The sequence below is a fragment of the Mucilaginibacter flavidus genome (assembly GCF_024055575.1).
Taxonomy (GTDB): domain Bacteria; phylum Bacteroidota; class Bacteroidia; order Sphingobacteriales; family Sphingobacteriaceae; genus Mucilaginibacter; species Mucilaginibacter flavidus.
On sequence record NZ_JAMXOE010000015.1, the window covers coordinates 141232 to 160857 of the forward strand.

Annotated in this window: 16 protein-coding genes; 6 read left to right on the plus strand and 10 right to left on the minus strand. The window is 42.8% G+C overall.

Features of this window, described 5'->3' with window-relative positions:
* Window positions 1-26: 26 nt before the first annotated feature.
* From NAF19_RS20405 to NAF19_RS20415, 3 genes are all read right to left on the minus strand, one after another.
* Window positions 27-659, minus strand: a complete 633-nt coding sequence (locus tag NAF19_RS20405) for a hypothetical protein (protein WP_252792187.1) — start codon at window positions 657-659, stop codon at window positions 27-29.
* 21 nt (window positions 660-680) lie between these two features.
* Window positions 681-845 carry a hypothetical protein gene (locus NAF19_RS20410; RefSeq protein ID WP_252792188.1) on the minus strand — a complete coding sequence of 55 codons (165 nt, stop codon included), beginning with the start codon at window positions 843-845 and terminating at the stop codon, window positions 681-683.
* An 80-nt stretch (window positions 846-925) separates the two neighbouring features.
* Complete coding sequence (locus NAF19_RS20415; protein WP_252792189.1) at window positions 926-3562, minus strand: OstA-like protein; 2637 nt, start codon at window positions 3560-3562, stop codon at window positions 926-928.
* A gap of 50 nt (window positions 3563-3612) precedes the next feature.
* Here NAF19_RS20415 and tilS point away from each other — a divergent pair, with 50 nt between their 5' ends.
* Both tilS and NAF19_RS20425 read left to right on the plus strand, forming a co-directional pair.
* Window positions 3613-4947 carry a tRNA lysidine(34) synthetase TilS gene (gene tilS, locus NAF19_RS20420; protein WP_252792190.1) on the plus strand — a complete coding sequence of 445 codons (1335 nt, stop codon included), beginning with the start codon at window positions 3613-3615 and terminating at the stop codon, window positions 4945-4947.
* A gap of 96 nt (window positions 4948-5043) precedes the next feature.
* Window positions 5044-5523, plus strand: coding sequence for a hypothetical protein (locus tag NAF19_RS20425; protein WP_252792191.1), 480 nt, complete (start codon window positions 5044-5046; stop codon window positions 5521-5523).
* 71 nt (window positions 5524-5594) lie between these two features.
* On the opposite strand, the gene NAF19_RS20430 is transcribed toward NAF19_RS20425, so the two are convergent.
* The 4 genes from NAF19_RS20430 to NAF19_RS20450 all read right to left on the minus strand — a co-directional run bounded on the left by NAF19_RS20430 (window position 5595) and on the right by NAF19_RS20450 (window position 9139).
* On the minus strand, window positions 5595-5867 hold the full coding sequence (locus NAF19_RS20430; protein ID WP_370362897.1) for a MafI family immunity protein: 273 nt from the start codon (window positions 5865-5867) through the stop codon (window positions 5595-5597).
* A 225-nt stretch (window positions 5868-6092) separates the two neighbouring features.
* Complete coding sequence (locus tag NAF19_RS20435) at window positions 6093-7643, minus strand: Rne/Rng family ribonuclease (protein ID WP_252792193.1); 1551 nt, start codon at window positions 7641-7643, stop codon at window positions 6093-6095.
* A gap of 314 nt (window positions 7644-7957) precedes the next feature.
* The gene (locus NAF19_RS20445; RefSeq protein ID WP_252792194.1) at window positions 7958-8836 is read right to left on the minus strand and encodes a tetratricopeptide repeat protein; all 879 of its coding nucleotides are present in this window, start codon (window positions 8834-8836) and stop codon (window positions 7958-7960) included.
* 9 nt (window positions 8837-8845) lie between these two features.
* Window positions 8846-9139, minus strand: a complete 294-nt coding sequence (locus NAF19_RS20450) for an HU family DNA-binding protein (protein WP_252792195.1) — start codon at window positions 9137-9139, stop codon at window positions 8846-8848.
* A 180-nt stretch (window positions 9140-9319) separates the two neighbouring features.
* Here NAF19_RS20450 and mutY point away from each other — a divergent pair, with 180 nt between their 5' ends.
* Together mutY and NAF19_RS20460 are read left to right on the plus strand one after the other, a co-directional pair.
* Entirely contained in the window at window positions 9320-10366 is a 1047-nt protein-coding gene (gene mutY, locus NAF19_RS20455) for an A/G-specific adenine glycosylase (RefSeq protein WP_252792196.1), read from the plus strand.
* A 27-nt stretch (window positions 10367-10393) separates the two neighbouring features.
* The gene (locus NAF19_RS20460) at window positions 10394-10807 is read left to right on the plus strand and encodes a single-stranded DNA-binding protein (protein WP_252792197.1); all 414 of its coding nucleotides are present in this window, start codon (window positions 10394-10396) and stop codon (window positions 10805-10807) included.
* Window positions 10808-11009: 202 nt separating this feature from the next.
* On the opposite strand, the gene NAF19_RS20465 is transcribed toward NAF19_RS20460, so the two are convergent.
* On the minus strand, window positions 11010-13202 hold the full coding sequence (locus tag NAF19_RS20465; RefSeq protein ID WP_252792198.1) for a S9 family peptidase: 2193 nt from the start codon (window positions 13200-13202) through the stop codon (window positions 11010-11012).
* Window positions 13203-13403: 201 nt separating this feature from the next.
* Between NAF19_RS20465 and NAF19_RS20470 the strand changes: the two genes are divergently transcribed.
* Window positions 13404-14933: a serine hydrolase gene (locus NAF19_RS20470; RefSeq protein WP_252792199.1), complete on the plus strand. Its 1530-nt coding sequence runs from the start codon at window positions 13404-13406 to the stop codon at window positions 14931-14933.
* 137 nt (window positions 14934-15070) lie between these two features.
* On the plus strand, window positions 15071-17566 hold the full coding sequence (locus NAF19_RS20475; RefSeq protein WP_252792200.1) for a hybrid sensor histidine kinase/response regulator: 2496 nt from the start codon (window positions 15071-15073) through the stop codon (window positions 17564-17566).
* 23 nt (window positions 17567-17589) lie between these two features.
* Here NAF19_RS20475 and NAF19_RS20480 read toward each other — a convergent pair whose 3' ends face one another.
* A complete protein-coding gene (locus NAF19_RS20480; RefSeq protein WP_252792201.1) occupies window positions 17590-18924 on the minus strand; it encodes a sigma-54-dependent transcriptional regulator in 1335 nt (444 codons plus the stop codon).
* A gap of 87 nt (window positions 18925-19011) precedes the next feature.
* Window positions 19012-19326 (minus strand): hypothetical protein, encoded by a 315-nt coding sequence (locus NAF19_RS20485; protein ID WP_252792202.1) that lies wholly within the window; start codon window positions 19324-19326, stop codon window positions 19012-19014.
* Between the last annotated feature and the right edge of the window lie 300 nt (window positions 19327-19626).

Consider the following 19626-nt stretch of genomic DNA (forward strand, 5'->3'; position numbering starts at 1 on the left):
TTATTTGCGGCGAATATACCTGTTAATTAAGGAAATGAAATTTCATCGCGTGGGATAAAAAATCCTTTTATGCAATTCATATTGCGAATACATACCTGGATATGGCTCTTTTCCAAAATTCCTGCACCTGCGAATGCAGGGCCCCCTTCGGTAAAAACGCCGCGGGTTGAGTCGAATATTTTTGTGGTACTGAAATCGTTATCGGCTATTTCCTTGTTATAAAGCTTAATAGTTCTGTTGTGCATATATTCAATAACCGCACAATCTAAAATCCTTAGTAATTTATCATGATGTCTGTCTCCGGTAGCGTCAATATTTTGTGGAAGATTTTTACCAGCTATTTCATACCCTTCCTTCATCATTTCATGGTATTGCTTTATAAGCCGTAAATATTTAGAATCTAAAAAATCGCAACAGTGGCCAAGCTGCAATATAGCTCCGAGAACGGCTGGGTTTTTAATTTTTCCGCGTGTCGCCTTTTGCTCTGCCCATTCCATCGCACGCGTATAGTTGTTTTCCCAAAAGTACATCCCATGGCCTAACCAATCGTGCGGTTCTCTGCTTATTTCAATATTGTTGGGATTGTTTATCAGATGGTCACGTACACTTAAATCGCAACCGTGAAACCCAATAATACTATTGGGCCGGATATCATACATAGTAAGGCAGGTTCAATACTGTTATTTCTGTTCTAAAATGGCATAAGGTTTAGTAAACTTTCCTTTTTTTGTTAAGATACCCGCATCATGAAGGGATGCGATTGCCTCTTTTTTGGTCATTTTTTTAACCTCTTCAAGCTGCATTTTAGCTATATCCATTAACTTTTCAAAATCCTTGTCGCTCATTTTGTAAGTGTTATATTACAAATGTAATAATTCCATCGAAGAAATATTGAAGTGTAATCTTCAATTTTATAAGCTCATACCTATTGTTCGGTGGTTTTTTTCAAAACCGGCTTACCATTTACCGAATCTTTTGAGGCTTTGTTGCCGGGCAATTTTACAGGCGCACCTTTCAGCAGGCTGTCTTTCGCCGTTTTTATCGCCGGTGATTTTTGAATCATCTTATTCACACTATCGGCAACGGCTTTTACCCCCGGCATTTTTGATGGCAGTTTATTCAAACTATCCTTGGCGGCTTTAACTCCCGGCAGTTTCTGCAGCGACTTAGCTGTAGTATCTTTTACTGCTTTGCCATCCGGCAGTTTTTTCACCCCTGCCTTGCCCGCCTTTGCTTTTTCCTTTGCAGCTTTCGCATCAGCCTTTCTGCTATACGAAGGAATAATCGACTCCTTTGAAATGGGCCGTTCTTTTGGCTTCCATATAAAGCCTTTTAGTATTTTATCATCATCCACAACTTTAGCAATGGGCGTGTATTTATGCTCGGGCTTTAAATAAAACCCAATACGGGTTGCCTGGTTGTTCTCAAAATCAACACTTATGCGGGTACTTAACGACCGCTCCATACCGGTTACTTTTGTGCTCCCGCTATCGCGCGCAAAATAAATACTTTCGGCGTTGCCATCAATAAACATCTGGTGCAGCTTATCATCCTTAAAATAGCCGCGCATTTTTTTGCCGCCCGTTTGGTTAAAATGTACGGAATCGTCCTTCTCAATATTCACAATAAAGGCATGCGGAAACATCGTCATGTTGTCCATCTTTTTATGCTTCATCTGCATATACACCGTATCACCGGTTAGTTGCGAGCCCTGGGTCCATATAATCGGGTTCACATAACAGCGAATGGTAGAATCGGCATTGCTGTAGAACATTGAGTCGGCTTTGGCTTGCAGATCCGACTTAAACATTTTAAAATGATGGTGACCTATTACAATACGTATACGCGCGGTATCAAGCGGCTCAAGCTTCCTGGCCATCGTAACCGAGTCGTCAAACTTTTTCTTTCGAAGGCTGTCGGCTAACAGTTGCCTTTTGCTTGGCGCTGGCGGCGCCTTTTTTACCACTAGTTTGGGCTTGCCAAAAAAGTCACGGTGGCGAAAGGTCGTGTCGACCAATACACCGGCCGGCGCAGCCGTTAAAAACTTCGAATCTGGCACTTTCTTCTTTGGCTTCGCCGAAGAATCCCTTATATGCGCCAGCCGTTGTTTTTCCTGGTATATTTTTAAGTCCTTATAAGTTAAAATCCGGGTTTCAATCGTATCTGCCGACATATAAACCGAATCGCGTTTAAGGTGGCTCGTATCTTTCTTTACAACAGTAGTAACAGGTTCCTTATCATACACCGGCTGCCCGCGCCTCAATGGAGTTATCCCGGGCTTGGTCACCGGTTTTGATTTCCCCGGAATTATTTTGGCCTGCACCGTTTTCAAATTATTGGTTTTTACATTAACCGGTGGCTTTTTAATAACGGAGTCTATCTTTTTACGGATTACATCGGTATCCGCATGCAGTTTTTTAAGTATGGTATCAACTTTCAGTTTACCCTCTTTTATTAACGCCGGGTTATACTTTCGGGTATTGGCAACAGTGTCAGTCTTGCCGGGAACGGTTTGCTTTATCAGCTTCGCCATGTTAATGGTGCCCTTATTTTTGCCGGGGTTTATCTTAAATACCGAATCGGCTTTTCTTACAGAATCAGCTTTTGCCAGCGAGTCGGTTTTGGTGGTATCTTTTTTTTCCGTAACAATAATTATGTAGGGGTCTTCGGTCATTACCGTTCGTTCTTCATCTTTAAAGTAGGTACCCAAATTGCCTTTGATGGTAGTTTTCTGTTCCTTGTCGGTAAACGTTACGTGTTTAACCGCCCGGCCATAGCCTTTCAGCTTATCATAAAACAAACTATCTCCTTTTAACGATTTTGTGCCCGATGTATACAGGTTGTTTTTTCCGAAAGCGGCTTGCTCCGTAACCGTATTATATTGCCCATTTTCCGTATAAAGCGTGTCTCTGTCCTTTTTAGCGGTATCGCTCTTTTTGGTCTTTGGAGTTTTGTCTTTGCCGGTGCTATAAATATGCGTCGGCCCATAAAAATAGGCAATTTTGGTTCCCGTATTATACCGCATCGTATCGGTTTTCACCAATGCATCGGGTGTAGTGAGCGATACATCATACCTGAAGTATGAGTCGCGGGTAAAGGCAAAGTAGTAGCCGTTTTTACTTAAAAGCGTATTGTCTTTATTCACCAGCTTGCCGCCATCGGTATAGGTGCCAATGCGTGTGGCCGTGTTATAGGTTAAATGATTGGTAGTAAGCGTGGCGTCTTTATCAACCATTTTTACGTTGTCGGTAAGTATGGCTATTTTGGTGTTACCGTTATAATTCAGCTTGTCCGAAAATATGTGCAGCGTGTCGCCCTGGTTTATTACCACGTTGCCAAACGCGTCGAATGCGTTATCCTGCGGATAAAAGTAGGCACTATCTGAAGTGAGCGTGCTAAAATCCTGCTTAAAGGTACCCTGGTAAACTTTAATCAAATCTTTGCCGTTGCGCTTCACTCCAAATGTCTCCCGCGATTTTACCAGTGTAACCGACGATTTTTTCTGGCAAAATGCGGTCGCCGAAAAGCACAATAACAGGACGAATAAAACGTATTTCCTCACGCTCGCAAAATTAGTTTTTTGTTGGGGTTTTAAATTAATAATTTTGATGGATGCTGCCGGTTAAAAATTTCACTGATTTTATCGATCAAAATTCACTTTTTGACGGGCAAAGTAAAATACTTGCAGCCGTTAGCGGGGGTATGGATTCTGTTATCATGGTTCATTTACTCAAATCGGCAGGGTATAATTTTGGTATTGCTCATTGTAACTTTCAGCTTAGGGGCGATGAATCTACCGGCGACGAACAATTTTGCCGCCAGCTGGCACAACAACTTGATGTACCCTTCCACACTACCAGCTTTGATACTTTAACATTTGCTAGTGATAACAAAGTATCCACCCAAATGGCTGCCCGTACACTCCGTTACCAATGGTTTGAAAAGGTTAGGGAACAGGCGGGCTATTCAGTTATTGCGCTTGCACACCACCAAAACGATGCAATTGAAACAATATTGTTAAACCTCACCCGTGGAACCGGCATTGCCGGCTTGCATGGTATTTTACCTAAAAATGGCCCGCTTGTACGGCCCTTATTATTTTTAGGGCGCGATGGTATTCACCAGCTAATACAGAGCTTACAAATACCGTACCGCGAGGACAGTTCGAACTCATCAACCAAATACGCCCGCAATAAAATACGGCTCGAAGTTATGCCGAAGCTAAAGGAACTGAACCCGGCCCTTGAGCGTACCTTTGAAAACAACCTGCAGCATTTCAGGGAACTTGAAATATTGCTTAACCTGCGGGTGGCAGAATTGCAGCAAAAAGTGGTTGTAATTTACGGGGGCGAAAGCCATATTTTTTTAAAGGATATTATCGACCTGGAACCCAAACGCCTGCTGCTTTTTAACCTGCTGCAGCCCTATGGCTTTAATGAAACCAGCATTGATGATTTAATTTCAGCATTGGGTAAACACTCCGGCCGCGTTTTTGAATCAGAAAATTTTAGATTGATATTAGACCGGGAGCGGCTCATTTTAACAAAAAAGGGTACTGGCCAACAACGGGAAGTGTTGATTAATATACACGACCGGGAGATTAACTATGGCCGTTATAAGTTGAATATTTTGCATGACGATAGTCCGCTTATTGTAAAAAACAACCCGATGGCTGTTTCAATCGATGCAGGGTTATTAATTTATCCCTTAACTTTGCGGCCGTGGCAGCAAGGCGATTCTTTTGTCCCGTTGGGGATGAAGGGCCGTAAAAAGGTAAGCGATTTTTTTGTTGGCGAAAAAGTGCCGTTACATCAAAAAGAGCAAGTACCGCTGCTGATAAACGGCAATGGTGATATTGCCTGGCTGGGCGGTTACCGGCTTGCCGATAATTATAAAGTTACCAAAGACACCAAAAAAGTAGTTATATTCGAGTTGGTTTTAATTTGAAGATTTGGAAATGCGACGATTTGAAGATGAAAACAACTTCAATTTCATAACAAAAAAACATCTTCAAATTTTCAAATCATCAAATCATCAAATTAAATGGATAAACCGGATTTCGTTGAGAAACAATACCTCGGCAGGGAATTTATACCAATAACCATACGCCTGGTGCTGGCTATGTTTTGCTTTGCGGCTTATTTTTTTACCGACGAGCGCGAGCGTAACGGCGGCCTGCTGGCTATTGTAGGCTTCGCTATTATCATCATATCCATCATTATGGGTTTCCTGCTGCATTTCCGCATCCGTGTTGAAAATAAAAGTATCATGCTTGATGGGCTCTGGACCACACGCCTGGTTAAAATAGATCTGAACAGTATTGTAAAAGTTGAAAGAAAAGAATACAGCAGATATTTATTCAATAACCCTGTTTATAACCTCCATTCAAAAGGTACTATCCGCTTTTATTGCGCAGGCAAAGAAGCGCTGCACCTTACGGACCGCGACGGCCTCATCTATATCATCGGCTCCCAACATGTAAATGAATTTTTAAGGTCGATTAAGGAAGAGATGAAGAAGTGATTTTTTGATTTGAAGATGTGTTGATTTGATGATTTGAAAATGCCCCCCCCCGGTCAGAACAATGTGACGTGTTACATAGTTATCAAATCTTTAATATAATCATGTTCTTTTTCGTGAACCGACATTAATGCTGCCACCTTTTCAACTTCGTGATAGAATTCGTTATCGATAGGGGTTTCGCATTCGTGTAGTTGGGTTACAATATGGTCTAAACACAATCTATATTCATTGTATTCCAGATATTCTTGTGCTGTTGCCACGTCAGTAGCAGGTAAACCCAATTGCTGCGCACGTGTGATTAATGTAGCAAGTTGTTTACGAATTTTTTGTCTGGGTAAAAACAAGATATTGAAATTGAAATCTCAAGTTACGATTGATTTACGTAAAATAAAATTCTCTTTAGTCCTATCGCCATAATATCTTCCGCACTTTAAACTCTATTCATCCTGCGTTGCCATAAATCTTCCCAAAAAAATAAGAGCAGATGCTTCTTAAAACATCTGCTCTTATCTTAATTCTTTCATCCGCACATCAGAAATACGCATCCCGCACCTGCGGGACACATCATTCTATAACTTTATCTCTTCGTCTTTACCTGAAAAGAAGTGGAACTCCGTAATTTGATACGCCGGATTACTTTTAACCTTTATCCACTGGTTGTATTTTACAAACCATTTCACCTGGCGGTTTATAAAGCCTTTTTTAATATAGGCCTCAATATAAGGGTGAACCGTAAGTGTAATATTTTTTGCGTTTTGCTCAACCAGTATGAAGTTAAAGTTAGTCTCGATATCATCAAGCAGCAAAATGGTAGGCCTGATGGTACCTGTTCCGTTACAGGTTGGGCAAACTTCGCTGGTAACAATGTTCATTTCCGGGCGAACGCGCTGGCGGGTAATTTGTACCAGTCCAAACTTGCTCGGTGGCAAAATGGTGTGTTTTGCACGGTCGTGGGCCATTTCGGCGCGCAGGTAGTCGAACAGGTCTTTACGGTTGTTTGGCTTGTGCATATCGATAAAGTCGATAACCACAATGCCGCCCATATCGCGCAGCCTGAGCTGGCGGGCAATTTCTTTAGCAGCCTCTTTATTTACCTGGAAGGCATTTTCTTCCTGGTTTTCTTTATTGGCTGTGCGGTTTCCGCTGTTTACATCGATAACGTGCAGGGCCTCGGTATGCTCAATAACCAGGTAGGCACCGCCTGCAAGGTTTACTGTTTTACCAAACGCACCCTTTATCTGCTTATCAATACCGTAGTGCTCAAATATGGGCACACTATTTTTGTGGAAACGCACGATACTCTCCAGATCCGGCGATATTTCATGAACGTACGACCGCACTTCTTCGAACATGCTGTTGTCGTTTACATAAATATGCTGAAAATCGGGATTTAAAATATCGCGCAAAAGGGTCGAGGTACGGTCAATTTCGCCAAGCGCTTTTTTTGCGGGCTCGATAGACGGCAGGCGCGTAATGAACGACTCCCACTTTGATATTAAATCAAGCAGGTCCTTTTGCATTTCGGCAACACCTTTACCTTCTGATACGGTACGTATAATTACGCCAAAATGCTTTGGCTTAATACTTTCAACAATTTTACGCAGGCGGTTACGCTCGGTGTTGCTCTTTATCTTTTTCGAGATAGAGATAACTTCCGAGAACGGCACCAATACTACGTATCGTCCGGCAATAGATATATCTGAGCTTAAGCGGGGGCCTTTTGTTGAAATTGGCTCCTTGGCTATCTGCACAGGTATAAGCTGACTTTTCGATAATAATTCCGAGATTTTACCCCCTTTATTAATATCCGGATCCAGCTTAAAATTATCTAAAAGCTTTGACTGGTATCCCCCGCTACGTACTTGTTTGGTTAGCTTAAGCAGGCTTTGTACCTGCGGCCCCAAATCAAGGTAATGCAAAAAGGCATCTTTCTCGTAGCCTACGTCAACAAAAGCTGCATTTAGCCCTGGCATAATCTTTTTGATACGGCCAAGGTAAATATCACCAACAGTATAATTGTTGCTGATTTGCTCTTTATGAAGTTCTACAAGCTGTTTGTCCTGTAATAATGCAATAGTAGTCCCGCTGGGGGATGAATCGATAATTAATTCTTTTATCAACTGCTACTCCATTTCTTAAAGCGGCTATACAACCGCACGTTAATTAGTGGGTAAAAAACAACTTTGCCTGTAATACAAACAGGAAAATAAGCATGGGGTAAGTGTTTAGTCCTAAGTCTATAGTCTTAAGTCTAAAATCGTTCCCCAAAGTAAAAAGGGCTATCGACTTAGGACTTAAGGCTACCGACTAAAAAAACATTGCTTATTTTTTCTTATGTCTGTTTTTTCTCAAACGTTTTTTACGTTTGTGGGTAGCCATTTTGTGTCTTTTACGTTTTTTACCGCTGGGCATAATAATAATTTTTAATGTGTGATTAATTCTTCAATTCTTTTATGTAGTCGTCAATCTTCTGATCAAAAGTTGGATCAGTAACTAATTCCTTACATTTTTGGTAAGCTGCAATAGCTTCCTTTTTTTGTCCTAATTCCTTGTAGCTTTCGGCCATATAAAAGTACGGGCCAGCTTCGGGCTGTTGTTCAATTACAGTTTTAAACCTTGCGATAGCTTTATCAAACTGACCGCTTTTCATGGCGAACAAGCCAAGGTTTAAATTTGCATTCCGGTTTTTAGGGTCCTGCTTTACCACGTCAAGCAACAGCATTATACCCTGCATCGGCGAGCCGCCGTCAGGGTCGGTAATACCAGAGCTTGTTTGGTTTACATAGGCAATACCTAAGCCGGTTTTGGCATCAAGGTCGGCAGGTTTTAGCTTTACAGCATTTTTATAGTTAGCAATTGCGTTTACTACAAATGTTGGCTGTGCTGCTGTGTCCTGGCTAGTACGGTAGGCTTCGTTGAAACGATTGCCCGCATTTAACCAGTTTTCAAACTTGTTTTCCTTTTGGGCAATATCCTGATAATAAAAAGCGGCCGGTGCCGGCTGATTTACATCATCCCACAATTTGGCCAGTTTTCTCTGCAGGTTAAGTTTATCAGAATCAGATGTTGCGCTTTTCAGCTGGCCCTCAAGGTCATTTATCTGTGCAGATAACGACGCGCCAATTAAAATTTTGGCAGCTCCAGATACAACTGATACATCAACAACCTTGCTAACGGGTTTACTTTGGTTTACAGTGGCACGGGAATGTCCCGGGTCATCTTTAGCCTTAATCAACCCCTTTACAGGCATTAAAAACAAACCGCCCATAATAGCGAAAACTACTACCAGTACAGCTATTTGTTTTTTATGCATTGCCTTAAATTATTTGGTAATTTTGTTGCCGGTCCTAACTTTATCAACAAAGGTTTTTGCTGGTTTAAAGCTTGGTACAAAGTGTTCCGGGATAATGATGGCAGTATTTTTCGAAATGTTACGTGCTGTTTTTTTCGCTCTCTTTTTTACAACAAAACTTCCAAAACCTCTTACGTATACGTTTTCACCGCCCATCATTGAGGATTTTACTACTTTAAAAAACGCCTCAACAGTTTCCTGCACGTCTACTTTTTCTATTCCTGTCTTTGACGAGATTTCAGTTATAATTTCTGCCTTAGTCATATCTGCTTTTTCTTTTATTTATTATACAATTACTTAACTGATTTGGGGTTGCAAAAGTATCTCTTTATTACTAAAGATTGAAATAATTAACATTATTTTTTTATTACATGCTGTGATTCAGTTAAAAGCCTCAAAAATTATCTATAAAATGGTGTTAATTGCTTAGTACTTTTACACCCCATGAATTTTAACCACGAACTGCTAAACTGGTACCTAAATAATAAACGCAATTTGCCCTGGCGCAACACTACCGATGCCTACGTAATTTGGCTATCCGAAATTATTTTGCAGCAAACCCGGGTTGAACAGGGAATGCCCTATTTTAATCGTTTTTTAGAGAAGTACCCTACAGTTACCAGTTTCGCCGCGGCCAGTGAAGACGATATTTTAAAACTGTGGCAGGGCCTGGGCTATTACTCCCGGGGCCGCAATATGCTTAAAACTGCGCGACTGGTTCAGGAGCAATACGACGGCATTTTCCCACAACGTTATGACCAGCTTATAAAACTTACGGGTATCGGGGAGTATACGGCCGCGGCTATCTCATCGTTTTCCTCAAACGAGGCTAGGGCGGTTGTCGACGGTAATGTGTACCGGGTACTAGCGCGCTACCTTGGTATTGACGAGCCCATAAACAGTACTAAAGGCAAAAAAATATTCCAGGAGGCTGCAAACGATTTACTTAATAGTGAAATGCCCGGCATGCACAACCAGGCAATGATGGAGTTTGGGGCGGTAATTTGTAAACCAAAAAATCCCGGGTGTGGCATTTGCCCGGTGCGCACCGGCTGTTATGCTTTTACCCATAATGCAATAAACAGCCTGCCTGTTAAACTAAACAAAGTGAAGGTGCGTGAGCGCTTTTTTAATTATTTTTTGGTCACCGACAGCGACAGCGTGTTGGTAAACAAGCGCGATCAAACTGACATCTGGGCAAATATGTACGATTTGCCATTAATTGAAACCACTGCCTTACTTACACCCGAAGAATTATTTAACAGTGATAAGGTTGCAGAATTCTTTGGTGCAAATTTAAAAATCAGCGAAATATCGCCTCTAAAAAAACATGTACTTACCCATCAGCGACTGTATGTTCGTTTGATAACACTCCAAAACAAGCCCCTGAAATTGCAGGAAAATTGGTTTTATACACCTGTAGAAAACCTTCAAAAATTAGCCATTCCTAAAATCATATTTATATTTATAAAAAATATTTTTAATTTGTAATATATTTTTTGTTGCTTTACAATATATATGTCAGGCGTAAATAAAGTTATTTTGGTGGGCCATTTAGGGAAAGACCCCGAAGCCCGTACTTTAGAAGGTGGTGTTTCAGTAGTAAGTTTTCCGCTTGCTACGTCAGAAAGTTTTAATAAAGATGGTCGTAAAATCGAGCAAACGGAATGGCACAATATTGTAATGTGGCGCGGCCTTGCTGATGTGGCTGCAAAATTTTTACAAAAAGGAAAGCTTGTTTATATAGAGGGGAAGTTGCGCACCCGCTCGTTTGAAGACAAAGAAGGAATAAAAAAATACACTACCGAGGTAGTTGCCGAAAACTTTACCTTACTCGGCCGGAAGACTGATTTTGAAAATGACGGTGTTGCTTCAAAACCAGTGACAAAAGATTTAAACGGCACCGCCGGAGACGTTAATATAGCTTACTAAACCAATTGCAGATATTTATAGAAAGCCACACGGTAACCCCGTGTGGCTTTCGTGCGTTTGCCCATTTAAAGAAAAACGCTGAATTGTCGTGTCACCGTCACGACAATTCAGCGTTTTAGTTAAAAGGATGCAGCCATTATAGCGATGGGTTTAAAACCCATCGCTATGGGGAAAGCCGCCTGATGTTTTACCCGAACTGTTCTTATCTACCTCCCGGAGGGCAGTGCTCTTTTAAATATTGTGTGTACAAAGTGCGCAGGTGCAATGTTGTTCCCGGCCCTTCATATATTGCGTGCGTTCGGTTAGGGTACGACATCAGCTGAAATTGCCTGTTGTATTTTACCAACTCGTTAATCAGCATTTCAGCGTTTTTATAGTGTACATTATCATCGCCGGTGCCGTGTACGTAAAGCAGGTTGCCGCGCAGGTTTTTGGCATAAGTAATAGGTGACCCCTGTATAAATACTTGCTTGCTTGCTTCGTCAATGGGTACACCCATGTAACGTTCCTGGTAAATATTATCATAAGTAAGCTGCCAGCCAACTGCCGCCACAGCTATCCCTGTTTTGTAAATTTCAGGATGCTGAAACATCAGGTTAAGCGTGCACGAGCCGCCGCCACTCCAACCCCAAACCGCTACCCGGCTTGAATCGACATAAGGCCATTTCAAAATCTCTTTTGCGCCCATGGCCTGGTCCTGTATGTTTACTATACCAATTTTTTTGTAAATTGATTTGCGCCATTCAGCGCCTTTCGGGGCCGGAGTGCCGCGATTATCCAGTGAGATATAGATATATCCGTCTTTAGCCATATCACCAACGTACTCGCCATTGCGGCCGGTTCCGTAGCTATCGGTAACGGTTGCACCGGCCGGTTCGCTGTAAACATAAAATACAACCGGATACTTTTTAGCCGGGTCAAAATCCAATGGTTTCACCATCCAACCGTCCATCTCAACGCCATCAACAGTTTTCACTTTAAAAAACTCCGGCTTGTTTTTGGCATCGGTATTTAATTTAATAACCGTTCCGTTAATATGTTTATGGTCGGGCAGGCTTACTACTTCGCTCTGGTACGGCGTGTAAATATTTGAAAATGTATGCAAGCCAATTTTTCCGTTAGGCGATATTTCATAGCTATGCGTACCCGGCTCGTCCATAGGCGTTACACGCTCGGCATTGCCACCGCTTAATTTTATACGATAAAGGTATTCCTGGGTAGCGTTATCAGGCGACGCCATAAAATAGATATAACCTGTTGCCTCATCAATTAAATTAAGCGCTTCTACATCATAATTGCCTTTCGTAATTAGCGTTTCCTTGCCATCGCGGTCAATTTTCGATATATGCCTCCAGCCGTCCTTTTCACTTATCCATAAAAAATCTTTGCCTTTATTTATCCATTCCCACCCTACAGGGTCGCCGCCGTTCCAGCGCGATTTACCGTCAATCCAGGCCTTGTCTGTTTCTGTATGGATGGCCCTTGCCGTTCCGTTTGACACATTAGCCGTAAAAATTTTACTTTCTGTTTGCGCACGATTCAGTTGCTCCAAAATAATCTCGTTGGAGTTGGTTGTCCATTCCATACGCGGAATATAATGCTGTATGGCGTCGCCGGGAATGTTCATCCAGGTAATTTTACCGGTGGTAACATCAACCACTGCTATCTTACATTCGCTAGGGTTTTCGCCCGCTACCGGGTATTCAACCGGCACCACGTATGGATAGATGGAATCGGTGGTATTAAGCATCAAATACTTTTTGGTATTAGCGGCATTTATTTGCCAGTAAGCAATACTATGGCTATCAGGCGACCAGCGGAAACCATCCCTGCAATCCAGTTCTTCTTCGTACGCCCAGTCGAACGTACCATTAATACGTGTTTGGCTGCCATCGGTGGTTAGCTGTTTAACTGCACCGGTAGCTAGGTCTTCGGTATAAATATTATGTTCGCTAACATACGCTGCTTTGGTACCATCGGGCGATAGTTTGGCAAACATCAGTGAAGATTCCGGCCTCGCGGTACCCAATTGTTTTAAAGTTTTTGCAGCAATGTCGTACACCCAATAGTCGCCACGGGTATTGTAGCGCCAAACCTTTTTGGTATTGGTAAATATTAGCACCTTTTGCCCGTCTTCCGACAGGTAGAAATTAGCTACTTTAAGCGGACTTTTGCCCTGCGGTGTAAGCATTTCGTTGCTTACCAAAACAGTTTTCTTCGCCGGATCGCGGGTGTCAAGTTCTACGATTCCGTTGGCCTCTACGGCGCGAAAGTACTGGTAACCGTCGGCTGCCCAATGCGTTCTTCCCCGCTGCGCTTTTACCGCCAGCTGGCATAGCATGAGCCCTAAAAAAAACAAGGGTATTAGTTTTTGTTGATAAGTTTTAATATTCATGTGGTCAGTTTTTAGCTTAATTTTATTTATGGGTAATGCGTCCGTAAATTTTGCGTTAAATTAGTACTTTATCAAATGAATCACTAATTGTCACTAATTAATTCGAATTACACGAATTGAACGAATTGACCAAGACGACAGCATGAATTAGTGAAATTCGCCCTAATTCGTGATAATACGTGTTTATTTTAAATTCTTCAGATGAAAAAAATACTTGTGAGTGTGGTTGGTCTTTTTAGCTGTGTGATGGTTAGTTATGCACAACGTATCGACAGGAGTAAATTTATTAAGGACAGCCTCGATTTTTATATTAACCGCGCTCTCACCAACTGGCGTATTCCCGGTGCTGCCGTCTGCATTGTTAAGGATGGCAAAATTGTGTTGATGAAGGCGTATGGCATTAAAGAGCTTGGTTTACCCGCCCAGGTTGATATTAATAGCCTGTTTATGATAGGCAGTAATACCAAAGCTTTTACCGCCACGGCGCTGGCCATGCTGCAAACCAATAAACAGCTTTCGCTTGATGACAAGGTTAACAAATACCTACCCCAATTTAAGCTGGAAGGCAAGCCCGCCGACCAGGTACTCATTCGCGATCTGCTTTGTCACAGGCTGGGTTTTCAAACCTTTCAGGGCGATTTTACATTTTACAATACCAACTTATCCCGTGCCGATGTTATAAAGCGGCTGGGCATGCTGAAAACCGTTTACCCTTTCCGTACCAAATGGGGTTACACCAATGCGGCGTTTTTAACTGCGGGAGAAATTATCCCGGTGGTTACCGGCAAATCGTGGGAGGTTTATTTAAAGGAAAATATTTTTGCGCCGCTGGGCATGACCAATACTGTTGCGTTGAGCGCCGATATGCCTAAATCATTAAACCGCACTGTACCTCATACCCTGATTGATGGGCGGTTATCACCTATACCCTATTGCCAGATTGACGGACTTGCACCGGCCGGCGGAATCAGCTCGTCGATAAACGACATGAGCAAATGGGTGCTTGCCCTGCTAAGTGATGGCAAGGTTGGCCAAAGGCAGGTAATACCTGCCGCTGCCATAAACGTCACCCGCGAGGCACAGGATATTATGGGCCGGGTAAAGCATTTAAATGGCGAAACCAATTATGAGCTTTATGGCCTTGGCTGGATGATACAGGATTATTCGGGCCATCACCTTATTATGCACGATGGCGGAGTGAACGGTTACCTGTCGTCGGTAACACTGGTACCGCAGGATCATTTGGGTATTGTTATTTTAACCAATACCGACCAAAACAACTTTTTTGAAGCCCTGCGCTGGGAAATAATGGACGCCTATTTTAAAATGCAATACCGCGATTACAGCGATACGTATTTAGCCGAATTTAAAAACGATGCAGCTGTTGAGCAGGTGGCAGACAAGAAACTGCGCGATTCAGTTGCCCTGAATTTAAAACCGGCCTTCCCCCCATCAAGCTATACCGGCAAATATACCAACGACCTTTATGGCAGCATGACGATAACACAGGGTGAAAACAACGACCTGGAGATACGCTTCGAGCATCACCCTAAAATGTATATTCACCTACAACCCCTGGGAGGTAACCGTTTTTATGCTACCTTCTCCGATCCAACGCTGGGCAAGGCTGTGTTCCCGTTTATCGTTAAAAATGGCAGCGTAAAAGGCATAAGGGTTAAGGTTGCCGATTTTGTGGAAAGAGATGCGTATGATTTCACAAAAGCCCCATAACCTCCTGTAAACCAAATAAGGAGAATTAATAAATAGATTTTCCTGGTCGTTGTGGTACGACAAACCACCTATTTCATCAAAAAAAACACATATTTCCTGTTTTTGCGTTTAGGTATGATTGTTTAACCATTATGCCAATGCACAAACCAAGGTTTATACAATCGGTAAAAGGGAAAATAATTATTGCAGCCATACTGGCCTGTTTTGCCCTGTTTTTGGCCTGGAGCACCAGCAAGGGCGCTTTTACCGCTATGCTTGATGCCTTCGAAAATGTATCTGCACCAAACAACAAGCTGCGTTTGGTAAACGACTTGTCGCGCGGTATTGCCCGTATCGACCAGGTACAGCGCGCCCGCTCAATCAACAACCCCGACAAATATTACGGTTTCAATGATTCAAAGACACTGATTTTTAAAATTGATACGCTTCAGACGCTTTACCCTGTAAAATCGGCTCAGGTAGGCCGGCTCAACACGCTGAAAAAGTTGTTGCACGATCGCGACCGCCTGTTTGTAAACTACCTTAAAGTGCGCGAAGGACTTATTGACAATAAATCGTTTTCGGCGCAGGTTGAAGGACTGAATGAAATTGTGGCCCAAAGTGCAAAGCAGGCCGACAGCATGGTTACCACCACAGAAAAGAAAACATCGACTACCACCGTTTACCCGGCTTACACCAGCGAAAAGAAAGATAACCGAAGTTTTTTTAACCGCCTCTTTGGCAAAAAAAAGGCAATGGATACCGACTCATTGAAACAGCCTTTCCAGATAGTAAACGAGGAACTAAAAGTAAAGCACGACACCCTGGCAAAGGCCATACAGGACAGCCTACTGAAGGGCCTCGGGCAAACCATGCGCGACCTTGAAAAAGTTCAGCAGCAAAAAAGTGCTGCGTTTGTAACCCGGGAGGCGGTACTGATTAAATCAAGCGAAAACATCATCGGCCAGATATTGTCAATTTTGAATAAGGTTGAGGTAGAAGTGGTTATACAAACCGCCGAAAACAACATGGCGGCTAAAAACATGGTACAGGGCAGCATTAAGCGCATCAGTTTAATCATGCTGGCGTTTGTGATACTGATTGTTTTACTGGTTTATTTTATTTTGAGGGACATATCGCGTATAAACAAATACCGGAAAGAGGTGGAAAAAGCGCGCGACGAGGCTGAGTACCACGCGCAGGCAAAGCAGCGCTTCCTTTCAAACATGAGCCACGAAATACGCACGCCCCTGCAGTCGATAATCGGCTACGCCGAAATGGTTAAACAGCAAAAGCACCCGCAGCAGAAAGACATCGACGCTATTTATAATTCCAGCGGGCACTTAATGCAGATAGTGAATGAGGTACTTGATTATAACCGCATCATATCGGGCAAAATCAGCTTTATTAACCAACCGTTTAACATGCTGACGCTGCTGGATGAAACCGTTACCGTAATGCATTTGCAGGCCGAGAAGAAGGACATTGCCCTTACCACCAATTTTGACGAGGCCATTTCTGTTTTTGTAAATGGTGATCCGTTTCGTCTTAAGCAGATACTTTTTAACCTGTTGGGCAATGCTATTAAATTTACCGAGAGGGGTGGCGTAGCTTTAACGGTAAAATGTAAGCATGCCGGCAACTACATCGTTTTTCATTTCGATGTTACCGATACCGGTATTGGGCTGGCTGCAGAGGATGTCGACCGGATTTTTAAAGAATTTGAACAAGCAGGCGATGAAAAATTAATGCGTGTAGGTACCGGGCTTGGCTTACCCATAACCAAAGAATTGATAGAAAGCCAGGGCGGCGAAATAACGGTAAAAAGCAAACCGGATAAAGGCAGCAGTTTTAGTTTCGATTTGTCTTTCGAAAAAGCGCAGCAACCGGCAGGCCTTAAAAAACCTGTTACAAACGGGGGCGGAAACAATGATAAGGTTTGGATAATTGATGATGACTCATTCATCCTTGAACTATGTTCAAGGATTTTTGATCATAACCAAATACCTTACCGCTGCTTTAGCTCACCGCACGAACTGTTGGCTGCTAAATGGGATGCGGCAGTTAAATACCTGCTGCTCGACATCCGCATGCCCGAAATGAGCGGAATTGAGCTGTGCAGATTAATGCGTAAACAGGTGCCGGATGATGTGATGATTTATGCACTGACAGCCCAGGCGCTGCCCGGCGAAAGCGAAACAGTTTTGGACCATGGGTTTAATGGCCTGCTGATGAAACCATTCAGGGAAAGCGAGCTGGTGGCCTTAGTTTCGAAGAACAAACCCGGCGATACGGATTTACCACAGCTAAACCTCAAAACCATTGAAAAAATGACCTTTGGCGACGCGGAACAAACCGCTAAAATACTTAACCAATTTGCCAAAGACAGCACGCACGATATTAAACAATTAAAGGCGGCGATAAATGCAGAGGACACAGAAAAGCTTTCGCTAATAACCCATCGCATTGCCGGCCGCACTGCACAGGCCGGCTCACGTGAACTGGCCGAGGGCTTCCGCCGTGCTGAAATGGAGTTGACCGGTAAGAATGAATTAACACCAGCCCTTACCGAAAACATTTTGGCGCTTGCCGAAAAATTGCACACCCTGGCATTGGCAGCGAGGGAATATGGGGTGAAAGAAACCGTGGGATAGTTTCGGCTACTGATGAGAATACATTAACTATCCAACCCGTATCGCTCAATCTTACTGTACAGTGTCTTTCTGTCGATATTCAGCAATTTTGCGGCTTTTGATTTGTTGTATTTTACCTGGAGAAGGGTTTTTTGAATCAGCTGCTTTTCGTTTACCTCATTCTGGGCTTTTAAATCTGAATCTCGATTTTGAGGGATATGATTTGATATCGAAAACAACATCTCATCAGGCAGGGTATCGGCCCCGGCAACGTTTGTTTGGCTTAATAACACCATGCGCTTAATCACATTTTTTAGTTCGCGCAGGTTGCCCGGCCAATCGTATTTGTGTAATATTTCTCTGGCATCGGGGACAATTCCGCTTACGTTACGGCCAAGTTCCCTGTTTGCCTGGGTTATAAAATGTTTAATAAAAATATCGAGGTCGTCATCCCTTACACGCAACGGTGATAGTTGTATCTTAAATTCATTTATCCTGTGATAAAGGTCCTGCCTGAAGTCGCCTTCGCTAACGCTGTTTACCAGGTCGTCGTTGGTTGCAGTAATTATCCGCACGTTAACAGGTATCTGTTTATTGCTGCCCAGCGGTTGTATCACCCGCTCCTGTAAGGTGCGGAGCAATTTTACCTGCACGTCGTAGCTCAAATTACCTACCTCATCCAAAAAAAGCGTACCGCCATCTGCGTATTCAAACATGCCTTTTTTGTCGGCTATAGCACCCGTAAAGGCCCCTTTAATATGGCCGAAAAGTTCGCTTGCTGCTAAATCTTTTGATAATGCTCCGCAATCAATAGCCACAAATGGCTTTACCGCGCGTTTACTCTGGCTGTGAATGGTACGGGCCACATACTCCTTGCCGGTACCGCTTTCGCCCTGTATCAGCACGGCCATATCGGTAGGCGCAACTACATCTATATGCTCATGTAGCTTGTCCGAATCGTGACTGCTGCCTTTTATAAATTCCGGCTGCTCATTGGATGTGGTTTCGACTGGCTTCTTTTTACCATTAAGTGCATTGTGCATTATCATCAGCAACTCATCCGGGTTAACCGGCTTGGTAATATAATCAAACGCACCCGACTGAATAGCCTTCACTGCAGTGCGCACATCGTTAAAACTGGTCATGATAATAACCGGCACCACAGAGCCTGTTTCGCGCTCTTTAATAAGCACATCAAGGCCGATACCATCGGGCAACCGGTAGTCCAGCAGCAATAAGTCAAAGGGATGTTGTGCTATAAGCTTCAAACCGCCTTTAATATTTGGTGCTGCAAGTATTTCGTGGCCCTGCTTTTGCAAAAACCCTTGCAATAATTGGACGAAAGTTAAATCGTCTTCAACTATCAATATTTTTGCCATAGGTAATATGGGTTGATGTATGGCAAAAATACAAAAGCCCCCGGTATATCGGGGGCTTTTGAGGGATAAAACAATATTAACTGGAATTTACTGAATTATTTTTCCGTCTTTGTCGAATTTTAGCGCCTTAGTTTCGGTACCTTTTTTAACATCAACTTCGTAATACTGAGCGGTGCCTGCGGTTACTGCAAAGGCATCTGTTGGTACCCAGGTTTTAAAAACTTCTGTACCAAGCACAGTTTTTATAGGGTCGGGAAGGGCGTCTAATTTAATAGGTGTTTTTTTACCGGTATCTGCCTGGCTAACAATCGCAACGTTTTGCACGTTGGTCTTTAAGGTATTTGCTTTTACTGAGGCTAAGCCTACTACTAATACTGCTGCTGATAAAATGAATCTTTTCATAATTACAATTTGCTTTTTAAATATGATATGACTCAATAGTGCATAATGGTGCCAACGATTAAAATACATACAAAAGACCTAAAAATCAGATACTTAATAATTTCACACATAAATATGATTGTAGAGTTACTCCCCAACCTGCCGAAAAAAACAGCATTTTTCTATCGTACTTATATCGCGCACATCGAGTAGGAAGTAAGGGATTATTTCCCTTACTGTCCTCTCACACCACCGTACGTGCCGTTCGGCATACGGCGGTTCAATAAACATTAACAGTTTTTCAGCGGGGTGGTGATGTCT

Excerpts from the sequence above, each read along its gene's own strand:
- NAF19_RS20410 (WP_252792188.1), bottom strand. The coding sequence starts at position 845 with ATGAGCGACAAGGATTTTGAAAAGTTAATGGATATAGCTAAAATGCAG.
- NAF19_RS20470 (WP_252792199.1), top strand. The coding sequence starts at position 13,404 with ATGAAAAAAATACTTGTGAGTGTGGTTGGTCTTTTTAGCTGTGTGATG.
- NAF19_RS20445 (WP_252792194.1), bottom strand. The coding sequence starts at position 8,836 with ATGCATAAAAAACAAATAGCTGTACTGGTAGTAGTTTTCGCTATTATG.
- NAF19_RS20405 (WP_252792187.1), bottom strand. The coding sequence starts at position 659 with ATGTATGATATCCGGCCCAATAGTATTATTGGGTTTCACGGTTGCGAT.
- NAF19_RS20465 (WP_252792198.1), bottom strand. The coding sequence starts at position 13,202 with ATGAATATTAAAACTTATCAACAAAAACTAATACCCTTGTTTTTTTTA.
- NAF19_RS20475 (WP_252792200.1), top strand. The coding sequence starts at position 15,071 with ATGCACAAACCAAGGTTTATACAATCGGTAAAAGGGAAAATAATTATT.
- tilS (WP_252792190.1), top strand. The coding sequence starts at position 3,613 with ATGCTGCCGGTTAAAAATTTCACTGATTTTATCGATCAAAATTCACTT.
- NAF19_RS20480 (WP_252792201.1), bottom strand. The coding sequence starts at position 18,924 with ATGGCAAAAATATTGATAGTTGAAGACGATTTAACTTTCGTCCAATTA.
- mutY (WP_252792196.1), top strand. The coding sequence starts at position 9,320 with ATGAATTTTAACCACGAACTGCTAAACTGGTACCTAAATAATAAACGC.
- NAF19_RS20450 (WP_252792195.1), bottom strand. The coding sequence starts at position 9,139 with ATGACTAAGGCAGAAATTATAACTGAAATCTCGTCAAAGACAGGAATA.
- NAF19_RS20425 (WP_252792191.1), top strand. The coding sequence starts at position 5,044 with ATGGATAAACCGGATTTCGTTGAGAAACAATACCTCGGCAGGGAATTT.
- NAF19_RS20460 (WP_252792197.1), top strand. The coding sequence starts at position 10,394 with ATGTCAGGCGTAAATAAAGTTATTTTGGTGGGCCATTTAGGGAAAGAC.
- NAF19_RS20485 (WP_252792202.1), bottom strand. The coding sequence starts at position 19,326 with ATGAAAAGATTCATTTTATCAGCAGCAGTATTAGTAGTAGGCTTAGCC.